Raw genomic sequence first — 19,454 nt, forward strand, 5'->3', positions numbered from 1 at the left:
GCGCGACAGACCGCCCTCCAGCACCGCCGAAACCACCCGAGCTCGCAAATCCATCGAATAGGGTCGCGCCATCCGTGCTGGCCTCCAACTCCAGCCCGTATGGTGAATCACATTTCCAGCCCCCAGGGAATCCCAGCCCGATTCCGCCTATAGCCATCCCGCTCTAACGCTCGATCTCGATCCATATCTCGTTGCGTCGCATGAAGCCCGGCGTCCACGGCGGATTATAGAAGGCGTATTCCGGATCGCCCTTCTGGACCAGGTTTTCGTCGGCCAGATAGTTGTAGAGGGTCATCAGCTTCTTGCTGGCCAGCGATGCGGTGAAATTGCCGGGGAAGGTGATGGCCACGACGCGGCGCGCCGGCACCTCCTTGATCTCCACATCCTCGGACGCCGGCGCGGGCAAGGTGGAAGCGGTATACTTCTTCGGCATCACAAAGCGGATGCCCCAACCCTTGGTCCGTCCGTCGCTCTCGGCCAGCTGTTGCAGCACCGGCGCCGTCATGGCGATCTTCTTGCCGCCGCGGTTCTGGGCGCGGATGTAGTTGTAGAGCGTCTCAAACCCGCTGCGCCGCGCCTTTTCGTGGTAGCCGCTCTTCACCGTCTCGGCCAGCACCATGGCGTCGTAGTCGCGGATTTCGACATCGCCGTCCTGGCGTACGACCTCGTAATCCGGCTCTTCGGTGTAATCGGCGAGTTTCTTGGTGACGTAATAGGCGACGCCGACCGCGGCAATCGCTCCGCCGGCGATGAGCACGGTCGAGAGGCCCGAATGGTCCCGCAGATAATCGGTCCGGCTGCGCAGTTCGGCGTTGCGACGCAAGGCGGGCCAGCGAGGCAGATGCACCTCCGGCAGCTGGTCGCGTGCTTCGCTGACGGAATGCGGCATGTCCGGAAGCGATTGCCTGAGGCTCGACAGCGAAGCCTTGGCACTCGCCAGCGCCGGCGCAGCAAATCCGGTGATGCTCGAGACGGCCTCGGGAAGATACGAGCGCCGGCGATGGGTTCCGGGCAGGGCCGGAAGATTGCGGCTGACAGCGTCGCGAATGCGCTCGGTTCGCGACGGGGTCGGGTGGATCCGCTCGGCCACCTGCTCTTCGATATCGGAGATACGTTCGCCGATATCGTTGATGGCCTCTACGATGCGGTCATAAGCCGAGGCCGACGGTTTTTCGCGGAACATGACGATCTCCTTGCGGAAATGGAACTCCTGGCGCAGCAAGCGGGGTCCACGCCACTCAAACATCTATATCGGTATGACCGAGCCAAAAGAGAACGTCCGTCGAACCCGTTGGTTGCGTACGGCGCGCGAGGTTGCGACCCCGGAAACGCTGCCGCCCGACAAGATTGTGGTCGGCTATCGGGTTCGGGACGCAACTTTTGTCTTGGCATCCCGTTATGGAGCATCAGGTTTTTTCATGGCCTGATACTCCAGCCAAAGCTTGGCGGCCTCAAGGGCCGCCCTTTTTGGCGGGGGCAGCCTGAACAGGCGGTTGCCTTTCTCAGTTCTCCAATTGTCGATCGAACCAGCGTTTGGCTAGCTCCGGCCAGGCGTCCTGCGTCCCGTTCAGGTCACGCAGGGCGAAACCATGTGGCGCGGTGCCGAAGATGTGGGCGTCGACGTCGCGGCCCAGGTCACGGGCGGAGCGGATGAAATTGAGCGCGTGCTCGATGGGAACCGCCTTGTCGTGCAGGGCGTAGGCGAGAAAGACCGGGCAGGGCGGCATCCCGTGAGGTTCGCCGGCGATGCCGATCGGCCATGCGTCGTAGAACGCTTGTTTTTCGACTGGCGGATAGTCGGGTTTGCCGGCGGGAGCCTTGTGGTCGCGGTGATTGGCGTTGATCGGAGCATAGCCGATCAGCGCGCCGGCGAGCTTCATCGCGTGCGGCTGACAGGCCATGGCGCCCGCCAGATGGCCGCCCGACGAAAGGCCGACGTGAAACAGCGGCAGCTCCGGGGTCATCCCCGCAACGTGGTCGAGGCAGACGAGACCGTCGCGCAGCGCGACGTCGAACGGGTTGACGGCGCCATCGTTGGCGGGCGCGCCGGGAAGGCGGTGGACCACGACATGGGCATCGATTCCCAGACTGTTGAGCCAGGCCGCGATTTCCACGCCCTCCTTGTCGTGGACCATCTTCAGATAGCCGCCGCCGACATAGACCAGGGACGCGGCGCGGGACTCATCCAGTCTGAAGCTATGGAGCTCCAGGCGGCCGACGTTAAGGATATGGCGATCCGGCCAGCTGCCCTCGAGGACGTTCGCAGGACCGCCGGACAGAACGGCGATTTCGGTGGGAGACAGAGGATCGGACATCGGGGACCATCGACAGACTGGTTGGCCGCGACCGTCGCGGCGATCGCGGCCTTATAGCCGCTGCCGCCTCGTTGTCGAAACCATGGCGAAAAAGCCTGCGACGATCAGTTCGCGTCGCGGCTGCTCGGCTGCTGATGCGGCGGCAGCGCCGAGGGCGGGATGACGGGAGTCGTCCCCGGATCGGGATCCGGCGCCGGCGCGCGGATCCCGGGATCGGTTCCGCCCGGCGGCCGGAGCACGCCGCCGCAATCGGCTAGGCGGTCCGAGAGAGAGCCGTTCGCCGACAGCGTGCCGTCGCCATTCGCTTGCATCCGGTCGGGCACGCAATCGGTCGTCGGCGTCTCCTGGCCGGGCAATGGCTCGACGCCATCGGCGGGCACTTCGGGAATGTCGGTGAGCGGTGTATCGGGCGCCGGGGCGTCGGGCGCTTCCTGCGCCACCACCGCGGAGGCGGTCAGTCCGGCAGCCAAGCAGGAGGCCGCAAGATATTTTAGAGAAATCAGCATCATAGAACTCCGCTTTGCACGACCAACCCATGGCCGGTTTCCGGAGTTCCCCGTGCGGGACGATCAATGTGTTTGCAGGGAGACCTCGACCGCCGTCTTCAAATCGTCGGTCAACGTCTTGGCCGCGCAAGTGCGGCTCACCTGCACGACCTGCTGCTGTTCCAGATCGGTCTGCGATACCGGGCAGACTTCGGCCGCCGTGTCCGGCGTGACCTGGACGGTGAGCGGTACGCTGGACACCTTGATGCCGAGGGCGTCGGCCAACGCGTTCTTGAGGGTCCAGTCTCCGAGGGAGACCTCGACCATGGCCTCTTCGGCCAAGAGGTTATCCTCGGCGGTCGAGGACAATTGCGTTGCCGTATCCACCGACGGTTCCGGCTTGGCCGCCTCCTGCGCATGACCGGGCACGACGGACAAGGCAAGGGCGAGCGAGATGGCGGCAAGGCTCAGCTTCATGTCGGACTCCACACGGTCTGGGAAACGTTCGGCGAATCTGGTCTTCAATGTCACAGGGCGCGTCGATGGCCAAGCGCCGCTCGGTGCGCGAAGGTGCAGATTTGGCAAAAGCTCCACCGGTGAGGCGAAGCAGTTGCTTCGGACCGTCGGTCTGGTCCACCGTATGGCTCGCCGGGAATACCGACGCCATTCGCCAAGACGGAGCACGACGCCATGCCGATTACGCCTTCCCATGACGATCTCTTGCTGGTCGTTGACGTGCAGAATGATTTTTGTCCCGGCGGCGCCTTGATCGTGCCGGACGGCGACGCGGTGGTGCCGGTAATCAACGCCTTGGCGCAACGGTTTTCGAATGTCGTGCTGACCCAGGATTGGCATCCCGCCGACCATGTCTCGTTCGCCTCCCAGCACGGCAAGAGCCCCTTCGAGACCGTGGCGCTCGACTATGGCGAACAGGTGCTGTGGCCGGACCACTGCGTGCAGGGCACGCCCGGGGCCGAATTCCATCCCGATCTCGACATCCCGCATGCGCAACTCGTCATTCGCAAGGGCTATCATCGTGCGGTCGACAGCTATTCGGCCTTCCAGGAGGCCGATCATGTCACGCCGACCGGTCTCGCGGGCTACATGCGGGAGCGGAATCTGCGTCGCATCTTCGCCGTAGGTCTGGCGACCGATTTCTGCGTGGCCTGGTCGGCTCTCGACGGTCGCCGAGCCGGATTCAAGGTCAGCGTCATCGACGACGGCTGCCGCGCCATCGACCTCAACGGGTCGCTCGACCAAGCCTGGGACGCGATGGCGTCGGCCGGCGTCGGTCGGATGGCGGCGGCCGAACTGCTGGGCTGAGGCGCAGTGTTCCCATCCGGCTGCGATTGACCGGAAGACTTCCTATCTATGCCGGGACGATACGCAACGACCCAGCATTGGAGATTGCCGATGGAGGCCAAGACCTACCCCGTGACCCGCACGGACCAGGAATGGCGCGAACTGCTGACGCCGGAGCAATATTTGGTGATGCGCGGCCACGGCACGGAACGGCCCGGCAGCTGCGCGCTGCTTCACGAAAAGCGGCCCGGGACCTTCGTCTGCGTCGGTTGCAGCCAGCCGCTGTTTCGGGGGCAGAGAAAGTTCGAGAGCGGCACCGGCTGGCCGAGCTTCGATACGCCGGTGGAGGGGGCGATCGAAACCACAGAAGATCGCGGCTACGGCATGGTGCGCACCGAAGTCCATTGCAGTCGCTGCGGCAGCCATCTCGGCCATGTCTTTCCCGATGGACCGCCTCCGACGGGCTTGCGCTATTGCATCAACGGCGTCGCGCTGAACTTCGAACCGGAAGCGGCGGTCTGAGAACCCTTCGCCTCGTCCAGGGAGCATCGTGCGAGACCGCGACGATCGAAAAGGAGGGCAAGCGCGTCAACGACCGGATTCTGAAATCGGCGACCGGGCGCAGGGCCAGAGCGGAGGCAAGGCGGTACCGAGGCCGACCTTTATCGACCAAGCCCGGGAGCGTCATACGTGGGGCCACACCAGGATGTCGAACAGCGGACTGGTGAAGGCGGCCGCCCGTCGGGTCACCTCGGATGAGGCCGCGCCGCCTTTGGTTCGGAACGGCCGTCGGCGTAGCGCATGACGGGGGTGACCGTCGTGCCGTGCAGCACGATCGAGGTCAGCACCACGCAGCAGATCGTCACCCAGAGAATGCCGGGATCGTGGAATTCGGCGCGACCGAGCGCATAGGCGAGGTAATAGAACGAGCCGAGGCCGCGGATGCCGAAGAAGGAGATCAGAGCCTTTTCGCTTCGCCGCCCCGGCGTTCCGATGAGCCCGATCCACCCGCTGGCGGGCCGTACGATGAACAGGATCAGCACGGCGGCGAGGATGACCGATCCGTTCAGCCGCCCGAAGATCGAGCCTTCGGCGATCGCCGCGCCGAAGCAGACCAGAAGCATCATCATCAGCAGCCGCTCGATCTGTTCGGCGAAGCTGTGCAGCTTTTCATGATAGTCGTGCTCGCGCTCCATCGCGCGCAACGCTAGGCCCGACGCGAAGACGGCGAGAAAGCCGTAGCCGTGAACGATCTCGGTCAGACCGTAGATCAGGCAGGTGATGCCGAGCGCCACGAAGCCGTCGCCGGTGCGCGACAGCCGGGCCCGGTCCGGCAGGCGGAAGATGAGCAGCCCCAAGGCCTTACCGCCGAACCAGCCGATCAGGGCACCGGCGGCGAGCTTCCAGATGACATCCCTCAAGAGCCATTCGACGAAATAGGGCTCGCCGCTCTGACCGGCGTTCGCCATCGCGATCGCCAGAAAGACGAAAGGAAAGGCTAGGCCGTCGTTCAAGCCGGCTTCCGAGGTCAGAGCAAAACGTACCGGCGTCTCGGTGCCGGAGCCGGGCGGCCCGACCTGGATGTCGCTCGCGAGCACCGGATCGGTCGGCGCCAGCGCCGCGCCCAGAAGAAGGCTCGACGGCAGATCGAGCCCGAGCAGGCCCCAGCCGATCAGCGTCACGGCGGCGATCGTCAGCGGCATCGCGATGCCGAGCAACCGCCAGGTCGGCGCCCACCGTCGCCAGCCGAGAGGGCGGTCGAGCTTCAGACCGGCGCCCATCAGCGAGACCAGGACGACGAACTCGGTCATGCGTTCGGTCAGGTAGCGGCTTTCCAGCGGGTTGGCCGCGACGACGGAAAACAGGGGCGAGGCGACTAGGCCCGCGCCGATGGCGATGCAGATGATCGGCAGCGAGAGCGGCATCTCCTTGACCAGCATCGGCACCCAGGCGGTCATCAGAACGATCACGCCGAAGACGGTGAGCGAGAGAATGTAGTGGTCCATCGGGTGACGCGGGTTCCGGTGGCAGGACGGATATAGCTAAGCCATGCTCCGTCGCGGTCGATACGTCGACACGGCGGGATGGCGCGAGCGGGCGCCGTTGTCGTCCGCCTTTGAGACTTTGATATGACTCAACGTATTCGCGCCGCTTCGAGCCTAGAAAATCCTCACTTCAGCCCCGTCGACGGCCCGGCGGATCCGCGATCCGTGGCCGACCGGGCGAAGGACCTTGAGGGAAAAGGACGAGACGATGTGTCTGGCAATTCCCGCCGAAGTGGTGGAGCTGCTGCCCGAATCCATGGGGCGGGTCAGCATCGACGGCATCGAGAAGGACGTGAGCCTGGCGCTGGTCGAAGGCGTCCAGGTCGGCGACTACGTGCTCCTCCACGTCGGATTCGCGCTGAGCCGCATCGATCCGGAAGAGGCGAGACAGACGCTGGAGATCCTGCGGGAGATGGGCGAACTGGTGGAGCTCGAGGAAGCCGGAGCCGCTCGATGAAGTATGCCAGCGAGTTTCGCGACGGCAGCCTGGCGCGCGGGATCGCGGCGGCGATCGCCGCCGAGTGCCGCCCGGGCCAGTGCTATACCTTCATGGAATTCTGCGGCGGACACACCCACACCATCGCCCGCTACGGCCTGGAATCGATGCTGCCCGACGCGATCCGCCTGGTGCATGGGCCGGGCTGTCCGGTCTGCGTGCTGCCGGTCGGCCGCGTCGACAGCGCCATCGAACTGGCGCGCGACCACGACGTGATCCTGTGCACCTATGGCGACATGATGCGGGTGCCCGGCTCGCACCGCATGAGCCTGATCAAGGCCAAGGCCGCCGGAGCCGACATCCGCATGGTGTGGTCGACGCTCGACGCGCTCAAGGTCGCCGCCGAGAACCCCGGACGCGAGGTGGCGTTCCTCGCCATCGGCTTCGAGACGACGACGCCGCCCACGGCCATGGCACTGAAGCTGGCGAAGGCGCAGAACCTCACGAATTTCAGCATCTTCTGCAATCACGTTCTCACGCCCTCGGCGATGCGGGCGATCCTCGATGGGGAAAGCCTGACCCTGCAGGGCATCATCGGGCCGGGCCATGTCTCGGCGGTGATCGGCATCGAGCCCTATCAGGAGTTCGCCGATCGCGGGCAGGCGATCGTCGTCGCCGGCTTCGAACCGCTCGACCTCCTGCAGGCGATCCTGATGCTGGTGCGGCAGGTCAACGAGGGTCGTCCGCGCGTCGAAAACGCCTATGTCCGCGCGCTCCCGGCCATCGGCAACGCCAAGGCGCGCGAGGCGATCGCCGAGACCATGACGCTGCGCGGCGCCTTCGAATGGCGCGGGCTCGGCCGGCTGCCGAACAGCGCACTGCGGGTGGCCGACGCCTACGAGACATTCGATGCCGAAAAGCGGTTTTCGCTGCCTTACCGTGCGGTGGCGGACCCCAAGTCCTGTGCGTGCGCGGAGGTGGTTCGCGGGCTGAAGCGGCCGGAAGAATGCGTCCTCTTCGGCCGCACCTGCTCGCCGGACAATCCGATCGGCTCGTGCATGGTGTCGAGCGAAGGGGCCTGTGCCGCCCACTGGCTCTACGGCCGGCACAGGCAGGCGGCGTGAGATTGCGGGAGGTCGCGTGAGCGAGGCAGGCGAGGGGCGCGATCGGCGCCCGTTTTCCCGGCCGCTGGATATCGCGGACGGGCGGGTCGACATGACCCATGGCGGCGGCGGCCGGGCCATGGCCCAGCTCATCGCGGAAGTCTTCGGCGCCGCCTTCGACAACGAGTATCTCGCCCAGGGCAACGACATGGCGGTGATGCCGCCGGCCGCCGGCCGCCTCGTCATGTCGACGGACGGGTATGTCATCTCGCCCCTGTTCTTTCCGGGCGGCAACATCGGCTCGCTGGCCGTGCATGGCACGATCAACGACGTCGCGATGAGCGGCGCCGCTCCGCTCTACCTCTCGGCGAGCTTCATCATCGAGGAAGGGTTTCCGCTCGCCGATCTGAAGCGGATCGTCGAAAGCATGGCCAAGGCCAGCCGGGAGGCCGGAGTGCCGGTGGTGACGGGCGATACCAAGGTGGTGGAGCGCGGCAAGGCCGACGGCGTGTTCATTTCGACCGCCGGGGTCGGCGTGCTGGCGGACGGGCTCTCGATCTCCGGCGACGGCATTCGCGAGGGCGATGCCATTCTCGTCTCCGGCTCGATCGGAGACCATGGCATCGCCATTCTGTCGAAGCGCGAGAACCTCGACTTCTCGACCACGATCGAAAGCGACAGCGCGCCGCTGAACGGCCTGATCGCCGCCATGGTGGAGGCCGAGCCGGAGATCCATTGCCTGCGTGATCCGACGCGCGGCGGGGTGGCGGCGACGCTGAACGAACTGGCGCATCAGTCGCGGGTCGGGCTGGTTCTCGACGAGGACGCGATTCCGATCAAGCCGGCGGTGCGCGGGGCCTGCGAACTGCTCGGCATCGATCCCCTCGGCGTCGCCAACGAGGGCAAGCTCCTCGCCTTCTGTCCGGCCGACAAGGCCGATGCCTTGCTCTCCGTCATGCGCGTTCATCCGCTTGGTCGCGACGCGGCGATCATTGGCCACGCCATCGCCGATCCGCGCCGCCTCGTGCGGCTGAAGACCAGCTTCGGCAGCGAGCGCGTGGTGGAATGGCTGAACGGCGAGCAGCTGCCGCGCATCTGCTGAGGCGGCGCGAGCCCCGCGCCAACGGGTCTTCCTGATCGCGGCCTCGCACGGCCGGTCGCGGCGTTGCCGCGCGTATTGATGCGCGTCAACGCCCATGGCACTCTGACGTGGTGATCTGATTGCACCATGGATACCGAAAGGGGGGAGCCATGAGTTACCGCAGGATCATGGTCCAGCTGGACATCGACAGCCCGGCCAAGCCGCGATTGCGCCTGGCCTGCGAGATCGCCCGGCGCTTCGAGGCCGAATTGATCGGTTTCGCGGCCTCCGAGGCGCGTCCGCCGCTCTTGCTCACCAACACGTTCGCCGTCGATGTCGACTACATCGCGGAATACACGCAGAAGATCGAATCCCGTTTGAAGAAGCTCCGCCAGGAGTTCGAGATGGAGACCGAAAGCGACGGCGATCTCCATGCGGTCTGGCGGGCCATGCCCGGCAGTCCCACGCCGCTGCTCGCCACTCATGCCCGCGAGGCCGATCTGTTGATCGTCGGCACCGACGTCGATTTTCAGAACGTCGAGCGGACGGTGGACGTCGGCGCTCTGATCCTGTCGGCCGGTCGGCCGGTCCTGCTGCCGGCCGAGGACTACCGGGAACTCAAGGGCGACAACGTGCTGGTTGCCTGGAACGACACGCGCGAGGCGCGCCGGGCGGTGTCCGACGCTTTGCCGTTCCTTGTGCGGGCCGACCATGTGCTGGTCGCCATGATCGCCCCGCAGGAAACGGACGAGGCCCACGAGAGCCTGCTCGACGTGGTGCGCTTCCTGGGCCGCCACGGCTGCAAGGCGCGCAGCGAGGTGATCGTGCCGGGAAGCCGTCAGATCCCCGAGGTCCTGACCGAAACGGCCGGACGCATCGGCGCCGATCTGATGGTGTTCGGTGGCTACGGGCACAGCCGGCTTCGCGAATGGGCGATGGGCGGCGTCACCCGCGCGCTGATCCACGACGGCTCGTTCCATCGGTTCGTCTCGAGCTGAGACCGGGCGGCAGGCTGCTTCGGCCGCCTGCCGCCGATCATTGTCGAAACACCTCTCTCCCTTGGCGGCCGGTCCGAGCGATCCCTCGAGCGGTCGTGAAACCGGCTTGTGACGCCAACCGCCCGATGCTTAGGTGCGCGCCGGCATAAAGGGGGGAAATCGATGGATGCGAGTTTGGGCGGCGCCCGGTCCCAGACGACCACGGGCATCGCGATGATGTGCGCGGGGATCGCGTGCCTGTGCGTCAACGACGCCATCGCCAAGACGCTGACCGCCAACTACTCGCCGGTGCAGATCCTCTTTCTGCGCAATATCGTCGCCTTGCCGATCGCCGCCCTGATCGCGCTGAAGATGGGCGGGCCGCAGGCTCTGCGGTCGCATCGGCCGGTAGCCCACTTGCAGCGTGGGATCGTCTGGCTGGCTGCAGCAGTGCTCTTCTTCACAGGCCTGAGCTATCTCGGCCTAGCCGAGGCGACGACGCTCGGCTTCGCTGCGCCGGTCTTCGCCACGGCGCTTTCGGCTTTGGTGCTGCGCGAGCCGGTGGGGCGCCGACGCTGGTTTTTCGTGCTGCTCGGCTTTCTCGGCGTGATCGTCGTCGTGAGGCCCGGCACCGCGATGTTCCAGGCGGCCTCGCTGTTTCCGGTCGCCACCGCCTTCTTCTATGCGCTGCTGATGATCAGCGCCCGCTGGGTCGACCGCCGCGACAGCATTTGGACGCTGATGCTCTATCTGGTCGGGTGGGGAGCCGTGCTCACCGCGCTGGTGCAGCCGTTCGTCTGGACGGAGCTTCGAAGCGGGGACCTCTGGCTGTTCTTCGCCATCGCGATCTTTGGTACGGCCGGCGTGACCTTGATGACCCAGGCTTTCCGCTTCGCGCCGGCCGCAGCCGTCGCGCCGTTCGACTACACGGCGCTTCTCTGGGCGACGTTGCTCGGCTGGCTGATCTGGGGCGAAATCCCCGATCTCGCCACCTATGTCGGCGCGGCAATCATCGTGCTGAGCGGTCTTTTCATCGTGCTTCGCGAGCGGCAGCTGGAGCGCTGAGTCCACGGAAGTCGCGGCCACCGGTCGGGTTTGCGGGCAGGGGGAGGCACGCCTGCCACCGCTCGCACACTCGTTTCGACCGCTCGGCCGGTGTTCCGACCACTCGCCCGATTGCCTCTTCTGTCTCCGATCCGCCGAACTAGTGTGCGAGCCCTGGTATCAGGACAAAGGGGGGTCCCATGCTGTTGTTCTTTACCTGCGTCGCTCTGCTGATCGCAGGATATTTCCTTTACGGCTCGCTGATGGATCGGATCTTCGAGCCCGATTCCGGCCGCGTGGTGCCCGCGCGGTCCATGGCCGACGGTGTCGACTACGTCGAGATGTCGACGCCGAAGCTTTATCTCATCCAGCTTCTCAACATCGCCGGCCTCGGCCCGATCTTCGGCCCGATCCTCGGCGCGCTCTACGGCCCGTCGGCGCTGGTCTGGATCGTCGTCGGCTGCATCTTCGGCGGCGCCGTGCACGACTACTTCGTCGGCATGATGTCGCTGCGCAGCAATGGCGAGAACATCCCCAACCTGGTCGGCCACCAGATGGGGGGCTTTGCCAAGCAGTTCATGAACTATTTCTCGGTGGTTCTGCTGCTGCTCGTCGGCATCGTCTTCGTGCTCGGGCCCGGCAAGCTGCTGGCGCAGATGACGGGCATGCCCACCTGGGCTTGGGTGGCGGTGATCTTCGCCTATTATTTCGTGGCGACGATCCTGCCGTTCGACAAGATCATCGGCCGCCTCTATCCGTTCTTCGGCGCGCTGCTTCTGTTCATGTCGGTCGCGCTGACGGTCATGCTGTTCGCGTCGCCCGAGCATGAAGTGCTGCCCGGCGGGCTGTCCATGGCCAACACCCATCCGACCGATCTGCCGATCTGGCCGCTGATGTTCATCACCATCGCCTGCGGCGCCGTCTCCGGCTTCCATGCCACACAGACGCCGCTGGTCGCCCGATGCCTCAAGAACGAGCGCAACGGCCGCGTGGTGTTCTACGGTGCGATGATCGGCGAGGGCGTGGTCGCGCTGATCTGGGCGACACTCGGCCTGTCGTTCTACGAGAACTCGGCAGCGTTGCAGGAGGCGATCTCCGCGGGCACGGCCTCGGGCGTGGTCTACGAGGTCTCCAACGCGCTTCTCGGCGGCGGACTCGGTTCGATCCTCGCCATCCTCGGCGTCATCATCCTGCCGATCACCTCGGGCGATACGGCGTTCCGTTCGGCGCGCCTGATCATCTCCGAATACGTCAAGCTGCCCCAGGGCCAGATCAGCCGCCGGCTGATGATCGCCGTCCCGCTGTTCGCCGTCGGCTTCCTCGTGTCGCTGGGCGATTTCAACGTGATCTGGCGCTACTTCGGCTGGGCCAACCAGACGGTTGCCGCCATGGCGCTGTGGGCCGCGGCCGTCTACCTCGTGCGGCTGGGCAAGTTCCACTGGATCTGCACCGTGCCGGCAACCTTCATGACCGCCGTCACGATCGCCTATATCGCGGCCGAGAAAATCGGCTTCGGGCTGCCCTATACGGTCGCCAACGTGCTGGGCATCGCGGCCGCCGTCATTTCTCTGGGAGCCTTCCTGCTCCTCAACCGCCGGCCGAGCATCACGCCGGCCCCCGCGGAATAGCGGAGCGATCCCGTCGACCGGCCGGGCCGCCACAGCGGCCCGACCTCCAACGAAAAGCGCCTTCCGATCCGTTCGGGAGGCGTTTTTGTTCAGACTCTCGCTCCGATGTCAGCGCAGGCCAATGCGCTCGCGCAGGTCCCGCAGGTGGCGACGACTGACCGCGACCGTCTTTCCGCCATGGGTGAGAATTTCGCCCAGCCCGTTGTCGAGCAGGCGGATCTCGCGAACCCTGGCCAGCCGCACCAGACATTGCCGGTGACACCGCACCATGTCGGAGCGCTGTTCCAGCGCCGCGAGCGTCATATCGGTGTAGGCCTCGCCTTCGGTCGAGACGACGTGCACGCCCGAAGGATCGGAGTAGACATATTCGACCTCCTGGACCGGGATCAACTTGATCCGATTGCCGGCAAAGCAGGGGATCTGGACCAGGGGCATGAGCACGGCATCGCTCATCGGGGCAGGCTTGCCACAGCTTTCGCGAATCCGCGTCAGCGTCTTGGACAGACGGCCGGTCTCCAGAGGTTTCAGGAGATAGTCCGAGGCGTTTTCCTCGAAGGCCGCAACGGCATATTCATCGTGCGCGGTGACGAAGACGATGCGCGGCATGGTTTCCGGGTCGAGCATGCCCACCATCTCCATGCCGCTGATCCGCGGCATGTGAATATCCAGAAAGACCACCTGCGGCTTTTCGTGATTGATGGCGCGCAACGCCTCGATCGCGTTGCCACATTGCGCCACGACCTCGACGTCGTCGTGCTCGCCGAGAAGCGATGCCAATTCCTGCCGGGCGTGCGGCTCGTCGTCGACGATGAGCGCTCGGATCATGCCGCGAGGTCCTGCCTCTGGGGGCCGGGAACCCGGATCAACACGCGCGTCCACTCGTCCTCGAGGCAGTCGATGGTGAGACCGAACGCGTCGCCGTAGAGATTCTTGATCCGCTTGTCGACGATCGCGACGCCGAGGCCGCCGGCCGCGCTCGGGTCGCTCTGTCGATACGCCCCGGCGTTGTCTTCGACGGTCAGCACCATGTCGTCGTCTTCGGTCGCCGCCTTGATGGCGATGCGGCCCTCGCCGAGGATATTGGAAACGCCGTGCTGGATCGCGTTTTCGACGAGCGGCTGCAGGGTGAAGGTCGGCAGACTCATCTCGATGAGCGCCGGATCGATCTCCATGGTGACGTTGAGATTGTCGCCGAACCGCGCCTTCTGGATGCGCAGGTAGGAGTTCACGTGGTCGATCTCTTCGCCCAGCGTGGCCATGTCGCTGGCCCGCTTCAGGTTCTTGCGGAAGAAGTTGGCCAGGTGCAGCAGGAGGTCGCGCGCCTCGCCGGGATTGGTCCGGGTGATCGCGCTGACGGTGTTCAGCGCGTTGAACAGGAAGTGCGGGTTGATCTGCGCCTGGATCAGCTTGAGCTCGGACTGGACCAGGAGATGCTTCTGCTGCTCGAACCGGCCGGCAAGGATCTGGTTCGACAGAAGGCTGGCGATGCCTTCGCCGAGCGTGCGGTTGATGTTGAGGAACAGCTTGTTCTTGGGCTCGTAAAGCTTGATCGTACCGATGACCTCGGTGTCGGAGCGGATCGGCACGACCAGAGACGAGCCCAGGCGACAGCGGTCGGACAGCGAACAGGCATAGGGGATTTCGACGCCGTCGGCGAACTCCACCGTGCCATGCTCGATGGCGCGCTTGGAGTATTCCGACATCAGCGAGGCCCCCGGCGTGTGATGATCGGCGCCGATCCCGACGAAGGCGAGGATCTTTTCGCGGTCGGTGATCGCCACGGCGCCGACGCCGGTCTCCTCGTAGACGATGCGCGCGATGCGCTCGGCCGTCGCCTGGGTCAGGCCCTCCAGCGTGATGCCGACGGCGCGCTCGGCGATGCGCAGCGCCTTGGCCGAGGAGGCCTGGCTCACCTTTTCGAACATGTCGCGCTGGTCGCGGATCATGCTCATGAACAGCGCGGCGCCGGCGGAATTGGCGAGGATCATCGGCACTGCGATCACCTCGACCAGATCCCAAGTGCGGTCGAAGGGCCGCGCGATCAACAGGATGATGGCCATCTGCATGATCTCGCCGGCGAACGTGGCGAGAAACGCGACCCATGGATTGAACAGCGCGTCCATCCGGTTGCGCCTCTGCAGCGCCAGATAGACCATGCCACCGAGCAGGCCCTCCGCGGTGGTTGAAACCGCACAGGCGAGATCGGTGAAGCCGCCCAGCGTGTAGCGATGCAGCCCGCCGGTCAAGCCGATCAGAAAGCCGACCACCGGGCCGCCCATCATGCCGCCGAGAATCGCGCCGATGGCGCGCGTGTTGACGATGGCATCCATCATCTCGAGGCCGAAATAGGTTCCGAGGATGCAGAAGCCGGAGAAGACGAAGTAGATCACGGCCTTGGGCGGCAGCCGCATCGACACCGCGAACAACGACTTCAGGAGTGGTGTCTTCGAAAACAGATAAGCGACGACCAGATAGACGCTCATCTGCTGCAGCAGGTTGACGATGACATCCATGCGCGGCATCCCCCGAGACCGGCCCGACAGACAACACCTTATCGAGTTCCGTCCCGCTTTCCCATAGGGCAGGCGCCGGCGCAAATCGACCGAGCCGATCGGCGGTCGCGGTCGAATGCATGGCCGTTCATCAATCCCAACGCTCTGCGGGAGTGCTCATCAATGCGCCTTTACCGGCTGCTCCGGTCATCGTGCATCGTCGCGAAGTCGAAAGCAGTTGCTGGCGCGGGTCGGAAGAACAGCTTTACTCGGGTGGACATATTGGTGCGACGTTTTTGTATGCAGATTTCGCCGGAACGCATCGTCCATTTGGTACCGATTGCCGGCTAGGCTCGATTTTTTGAAAAACTAAACGCTTCAGTCAAGTTTTTTAGCGGTTCCGACACAAGCCTATCAGGAATATACCGGAGTTGACGATTGATGTGAGTCAACATCAACTTTACGACAGCGTTGTAACGCTTTGCGCGACCCCTCGATGCGGGAGAGAGCGCGAGGTCGAAGGATCGGGTCGCCTGTGGGGCAGGTCTCGCCGGTCGCGATGTGGAGGCAACTGAATGACGCTGACCGAGGCGTGGAACGCTGAGGCGCCATGCAGTGATTGCAGCGACGGCCACGTCTTCGCCGAGCGCTGTCTGGACTGCAGCGAGACCGGCCGGTCGGCCGGCTCGTCCGCGCGGCACTGCTCGGTTGCAACGGTGACGCGGACTGGCCGGCGCGATCCGCAGGCGCTGCTGGCTGCGCGGCATCGGTTCCTGGCGGACGGCGTGATTCCGAGCGGCGTGTCGTTGCCGATCCTGCGGTCCTGGCGGCGCAGCGCGGCGCAGGGGCTCGACCCGGATATGCGGCCGCGGACGGAGTATACGTCGCGGCGCGAGATGCGCGAAGCGCTGCAGCGCAACGAAACGCTGATCCAGGCAGCCTGGGGCGAGGTGGAAACGCTCTGCCGCGACGCCGAGCCGGCGGGCGGCATCGTGGTCTTGACCGACCCCGAAGGACTGGTCCTGCTTCGCGTCGGCGACAGCAGCTTCGCCGAAGAGGCGTCCGCCGCGGCGCTGCATCCCGGCGCGAACTGGGGCGAGACGTCGGTCGGCACCAGCGCCATAGGCCTGTCGCTGATCGAGCGTCAGGCGGTTTCCGTCTTCGGTGCCGAGCATTTTTTGGCACGCCACAGCAATTTCAGCTGCTCCGCCATGCCGATCCTCGATCCGTCGGGCGGCGTTCTGGGCGTGCTCGACCTGTCGACGCCCTACGACCTCTCTCATGTCTATACGCTCGCTCTGGTTCGGTGGGCCGTCGAGCAGGTGGAGCGCCGGATCTTCGAGCAGCGCTTCGGCAAGTTCGAGCTGATGCATTTCCATTCCAACCCCTATCTCGTCGGCGGGCCGCACGAGGGGTTGCTGGCCTTCGATGGCGACCGCCTGATGGGCGCCAACCGCAACGCCGTCGATCTTTTGGGCCTGACGTGGTCGGCGGTCGGTGCCATGCGCTTCGATCAGCTCTTCTCGGTGGAGCGGGGCAGCATCAGCGGCGCCGCGAGCGCCGACGACTGTATGGTCCAGACGACGCGCGGTTCGACGCTGTTCGCCCGGATGCAGACGCCGTTCACGGAGGATCGGAAGGTCCATCCGGTCGCCGCCTTCGATCACGAGGAGAGCGACGAGGCGAAGTGGTCGTGTGCCGAAGCCGGACGTGAGGCGGACGGCGAGACCGACGCGATCGCCACCCGGCTGCTTCGGGTCGCCGGCAAGGGGCAGATCAGCGTCCGCAAGACCAAGGCCGGCACCCTCATCTACGGTGCCGAAGAGGTCGAGGAGGGCGAGGAGAGCCTGTTCGTCGTGAAAAGCGGCCGCGTGCGCTGCTTCACTTCGTTCGAGGGCAAGGAACTGACGCTGTTCACGCTGGATTCCGGCGATGCGATGATGCTGCACGAGCGCTCGATGCTGGAGGCCAAGAAGGACGGCGAAGTCGTCATGGTCACGATGGCGACCTTCCGCCAGCTTGCCAAGGCCGATCCCGAACTGGCGCTGCGCGTGGTGCCCGAGATCGAGCGGCGGCTGGAAAAGTCGATCCAGATGATCGAGGAGATGGCCTTCCACGGCGCGCGCTATCGGCTGGTTCGCACGCTTTGCGAGACCGCCGATCGCGACGGTCGCAAGGCCAACCGCGGCGTGGTGATCGATATCGCGCCGCACGGCGAGGATCTGGCGATGCAGATCGGCGCGACGCGCCAGACGGTGTCGACCGTGCTTGCCGAACTGGTGCGCTGCGGCGTTTTGCAGCGCAACGGCAATTCCTCGCTCGTCATTCCGGATATCAATCGCTTGAAGGCCGAACTTGCCGTCCAGCGCTGAGCCGCTCTAAAATAAGCGCGGCCCTCGGGATTTCGGCCCGGCCAGACTCATCGAAAGGATACGCTCATGTGTGAAAGCTGTGGATGCGGCGGACATCGCGCGACCGATAGCGAGACCGTGACGGTTCTGGAAAATCTCCTGGCCGAGAACGATCGCGTCGCAGCTCATGTGCGCGAACACTTCAACCAGCACGGCGTTCTTGCCGTCAATCTGATGTCGTCACCCGGATCGGGCAAGACCGCGCTTCTGGAGACCACCATCAAGGCGCTGCCGGCCGGCCTCAAGGTGGGTGTGGTCGTCGGCGATCTGGAAACCGAGAACGATGCCGAACGCATTCGGCGACACGGCGTCGCGGCCGTTCAGATCACCACCGGCGTGGCCTGCCATCTCGACGCCGTGATGGTTCACGATGCGCTGCACGACCTCGCGCTCGAAGACCTCGACATCCTGTTCATCGAGAATGTCGGCAATCTGGTCTGCCCGGCTGATTTCGACATCGGCCACCACAAGAACGTGGTGCTCCTGTCGGTCACCGAGGGCGACGACAAGCCGGAAAAATACCCGACGATGTTCCGCGCCGCGGATCTGGTGCTCATCACCAAGGCCGACCTTCTGCCGTTTCTGGAGGAGTTCGATCCGGACCGGGCCAGGCGCTCGGTCTCGCGCGTTCGCGGGGAGGGGCCGCTCGAACTCGTCTCCTCCAAGAAGGGCGAAGGGCTGGATGCCTGGACCGGCTGGTTGGTGGCCGAACTTGCGGCGCTCCGCCGTGACCATCCCAAGGACGGCCGGGCGCACGCTCACACGCACGACCATGACCACGGCACGGCCGATCACGAGCATGGGGCGGCGCATCATCATCACGTCCATGCGGATGGGCATGCTCATGTTCATGCCTGAGCGGGGCTTCTCCCGGTCGGTTCGATAGGTCCCGACCACTGAGGACTAAGACGGGGCGTCCGTGCGGGCTTCGATGGCGCGCTGGACGGCCACCATGTCGGCCTGTCCCAATCCGAGAGCAAGCGTCTCGCTGTAAAGCTGCTGGCAGACGTCGCTCAGCGGCGATGCCAGTCCGGCTTGCCGGGCTTCCGCCACGACGAGACGGCTGTTCTTCAAGACGTCGGAAATCGCGGCCTGGACGCTGAAATCGCCCGTGGCGAGCTTTTCCGCCTTGACGCGAGAAATGCTGCTGGCCAGTTGGCCGCCATTGAGGACGGCGGTGAACATCTGAAGGTCGAGATCGTGTCGCTCGGCGAAGTGAAAGGCTTCGGCCAGGCCGGTGATCATCGGGATCAGCAGCATGTTGCTGGCGAGCTTCGTCAGCAACGCCTTGGGCACCTCTCCACACACGACGGTCTCGCGGCACATCGGCGGCAGGAGAGGGCGGATCTCTTCGATGGCCGAAGGCTCTCCGGCCAGCATCGCGACCAGTTGGCCCGCCTCCGCCGGTTTGCGGGAGCCGGATACCGGCGCCTCGACATAGCGCCCCCCGGCGGCCCGGACGCCTGCGTCGAGCGCTTTGGAATAGCCGGGCGAGACCGTGCCCATATGGACGACGACGTGGCCGGCGACATTGGCCGCGAAGTCGGCGGTCCCCCGTCCCAGCACCGCGTCCAGCGCCTCTTCGCTGGCCATCATGAGAATGACGATGTTCGCCCTCTGAAAGACCTCGGTGGGATCGGACGCCACCGTCGCTCCCGCGGCGCGCAGCGCCTCGCATTGGTCGGTCGAGCGGTTCCACACCACCAGAGGCGTGCCCGCCCTAGCCAGGTTGAGCGCCATCGGCTGGCCCATGACGCCCAAACCAATGAAACCGATCTCTTGCTGGGCTTTCATCTGTCCCGTCCGCTGGTTCGCTGCGCCCAACCGAACCGACTGCCAGATCGCCCGAAAAGATCCCGGCCACTGTCAGCCGGACATGCTCAGCCGATGCTGACAGCGCCGCATTCGATATTCAGTGAATGTTAGCGCGGCGCGCAGGCGAACTCAATTCGCGCAAGGAAACACATTCAAGGAGCTTGAAAACCGAAGGCTTCTCGGCCGACGCCTTATACCGCTGAGCCTATGAAGTGACCGCCTTGATCCAGGGATAGTTGCAGAGCGAGATGATGCGCTCAAGATTTTCGGTGGCGCGGTTCCAGGCTTGGCAGCAGGCGTCGATGATGGCGGCCTGATCG

General features: G+C 65.1%; 18 protein-coding genes. 10 read left to right on the forward strand and 8 right to left on the reverse strand.

Features of this window, described 5'->3' with window-relative positions; all coding sequences use genetic code 11:
- Nucleotides 1-163: 163 nt before the first annotated feature.
- The 4 genes from SMD10_RS23215 to SMD10_RS23230 form a co-directional block, all read right to left on the reverse strand.
- Nucleotides 164-1,246, reverse strand: coding sequence for an SOUL family heme-binding protein (locus tag SMD10_RS23215; RefSeq protein WP_331688125.1), 1,083 nt, complete (start codon nucleotides 1,244-1,246; stop codon nucleotides 164-166).
- Nucleotides 1,247-1,502: 256 nt separating this feature from the next.
- On the reverse strand, nucleotides 1,503-2,315 hold the full coding sequence (locus tag SMD10_RS23220; protein ID WP_331688126.1) for an alpha/beta hydrolase: 813 nt from the start codon (nucleotides 2,313-2,315) through the stop codon (nucleotides 1,503-1,505).
- Between the two features lie 104 nt (nucleotides 2,316-2,419).
- On the reverse strand, nucleotides 2,420-2,821 hold the full coding sequence (locus SMD10_RS23225) for a hypothetical protein (protein ID WP_331688127.1): 402 nt from the start codon (nucleotides 2,819-2,821) through the stop codon (nucleotides 2,420-2,422).
- Between the two features lie 63 nt (nucleotides 2,822-2,884).
- Entirely contained in the window at nucleotides 2,885-3,277 is a 393-nt protein-coding gene (locus tag SMD10_RS23230; protein WP_331688128.1) for a hypothetical protein, read from the reverse strand.
- A 213-nt stretch (nucleotides 3,278-3,490) separates the two neighbouring features.
- On the opposite strand from SMD10_RS23230, the gene pncA reads away from it, so the two are divergent.
- Both pncA and msrB read left to right on the forward strand, forming a co-directional pair.
- Nucleotides 3,491-4,123 (forward strand): bifunctional nicotinamidase/pyrazinamidase, encoded by a 633-nt coding sequence (pncA, locus tag SMD10_RS23235; RefSeq protein WP_331688129.1) that lies wholly within the window; start codon nucleotides 3,491-3,493, stop codon nucleotides 4,121-4,123.
- A 90-nt stretch (nucleotides 4,124-4,213) separates the two neighbouring features.
- Nucleotides 4,214-4,624 (forward strand): peptide-methionine (R)-S-oxide reductase MsrB, encoded by a 411-nt coding sequence (gene msrB, locus SMD10_RS23240; protein WP_331688130.1) that lies wholly within the window; start codon nucleotides 4,214-4,216, stop codon nucleotides 4,622-4,624.
- A gap of 224 nt (nucleotides 4,625-4,848) precedes the next feature.
- On the opposite strand, the gene SMD10_RS23245 is transcribed toward msrB, so the two are convergent.
- Nucleotides 4,849-6,108, reverse strand: a complete 1,260-nt coding sequence (locus SMD10_RS23245; protein ID WP_331688131.1) for a cation:proton antiporter — start codon at nucleotides 6,106-6,108, stop codon at nucleotides 4,849-4,851.
- A 247-nt stretch (nucleotides 6,109-6,355) separates the two neighbouring features.
- On the opposite strand from SMD10_RS23245, the gene SMD10_RS23250 reads away from it, so the two are divergent.
- From SMD10_RS23250 to SMD10_RS23275, 6 genes are all read left to right on the forward strand, one after another.
- The gene (locus tag SMD10_RS23250) at nucleotides 6,356-6,604 is read left to right on the forward strand and encodes a HypC/HybG/HupF family hydrogenase formation chaperone (RefSeq protein ID WP_331688132.1); all 249 of its coding nucleotides are present in this window, start codon (nucleotides 6,356-6,358) and stop codon (nucleotides 6,602-6,604) included.
- Entirely contained in the window at nucleotides 6,601-7,707 is a 1,107-nt protein-coding gene (gene hypD / locus SMD10_RS23255; RefSeq protein ID WP_331688133.1) for a hydrogenase formation protein HypD, read from the forward strand. The genes SMD10_RS23250 and hypD overlap by 4 nt, the downstream gene beginning before the upstream one ends.
- A 91-nt stretch (nucleotides 7,708-7,798) precedes the next feature.
- On the forward strand, nucleotides 7,799-8,788 hold the full coding sequence (gene hypE, locus SMD10_RS23260) for a hydrogenase expression/formation protein HypE (RefSeq protein WP_331688142.1): 990 nt from the start codon (nucleotides 7,799-7,801) through the stop codon (nucleotides 8,786-8,788).
- 149 nt (nucleotides 8,789-8,937) lie between these two features.
- Nucleotides 8,938-9,765, forward strand: coding sequence for a universal stress protein (locus tag SMD10_RS23265; protein WP_331688134.1), 828 nt, complete (start codon nucleotides 8,938-8,940; stop codon nucleotides 9,763-9,765).
- Between the two features lie 162 nt (nucleotides 9,766-9,927).
- Entirely contained in the window at nucleotides 9,928-10,809 is an 882-nt protein-coding gene (locus tag SMD10_RS23270; protein ID WP_331688135.1) for a DMT family transporter, read from the forward strand.
- Nucleotides 10,810-10,988: 179 nt separating this feature from the next.
- The gene (locus tag SMD10_RS23275) at nucleotides 10,989-12,416 is read left to right on the forward strand and encodes a carbon starvation CstA family protein (RefSeq protein WP_331688136.1); all 1,428 of its coding nucleotides are present in this window, start codon (nucleotides 10,989-10,991) and stop codon (nucleotides 12,414-12,416) included.
- Nucleotides 12,417-12,524: 108 nt separating this feature from the next.
- Here SMD10_RS23275 and btsR read toward each other — a convergent pair whose 3' ends face one another.
- On the reverse strand, nucleotides 12,525-13,241 hold the full coding sequence (btsR, locus tag SMD10_RS23280; RefSeq protein ID WP_331688137.1) for a two-component system response regulator BtsR: 717 nt from the start codon (nucleotides 13,239-13,241) through the stop codon (nucleotides 12,525-12,527).
- A complete protein-coding gene (locus tag SMD10_RS23285; protein ID WP_331688138.1) occupies nucleotides 13,238-14,929 on the reverse strand; it encodes a sensor histidine kinase in 1,692 nt (563 codons plus the stop codon). The genes btsR and SMD10_RS23285 overlap by 4 nt, the downstream gene beginning before the upstream one ends.
- Nucleotides 14,930-15,483: 554 nt before the next feature.
- Here SMD10_RS23285 and SMD10_RS23290 point away from each other — a divergent pair.
- Both SMD10_RS23290 and hypB read left to right on the forward strand, forming a co-directional pair.
- Nucleotides 15,484-17,280, forward strand: coding sequence for a helix-turn-helix domain-containing protein (locus SMD10_RS23290; protein WP_331688139.1), 1,797 nt, complete (start codon nucleotides 15,484-15,486; stop codon nucleotides 17,278-17,280).
- A 66-nt stretch (nucleotides 17,281-17,346) separates the two neighbouring features.
- Nucleotides 17,347-18,177, forward strand: a complete 831-nt coding sequence (gene hypB / locus SMD10_RS23295) for a hydrogenase nickel incorporation protein HypB (protein WP_331688140.1) — start codon at nucleotides 17,347-17,349, stop codon at nucleotides 18,175-18,177.
- 45 nt (nucleotides 18,178-18,222) lie between these two features.
- Here hypB and SMD10_RS23300 read toward each other — a convergent pair whose 3' ends face one another.
- Nucleotides 18,223-19,143 carry an NAD(P)-dependent oxidoreductase gene (locus SMD10_RS23300; protein ID WP_331688141.1) on the reverse strand — a complete coding sequence of 307 codons (921 nt, stop codon included), beginning with the start codon at nucleotides 19,141-19,143 and terminating at the stop codon, nucleotides 18,223-18,225.
- Nucleotides 19,144-19,454 lie beyond the last annotated feature (311 nt).

Origin of the sequence: Consotaella aegiceratis, assembly GCF_036541425.1 — a bacterium.
Lineage (GTDB): Bacteria > Pseudomonadota > Alphaproteobacteria > Rhizobiales > Rhizobiaceae > Consotaella > Consotaella aegiceratis.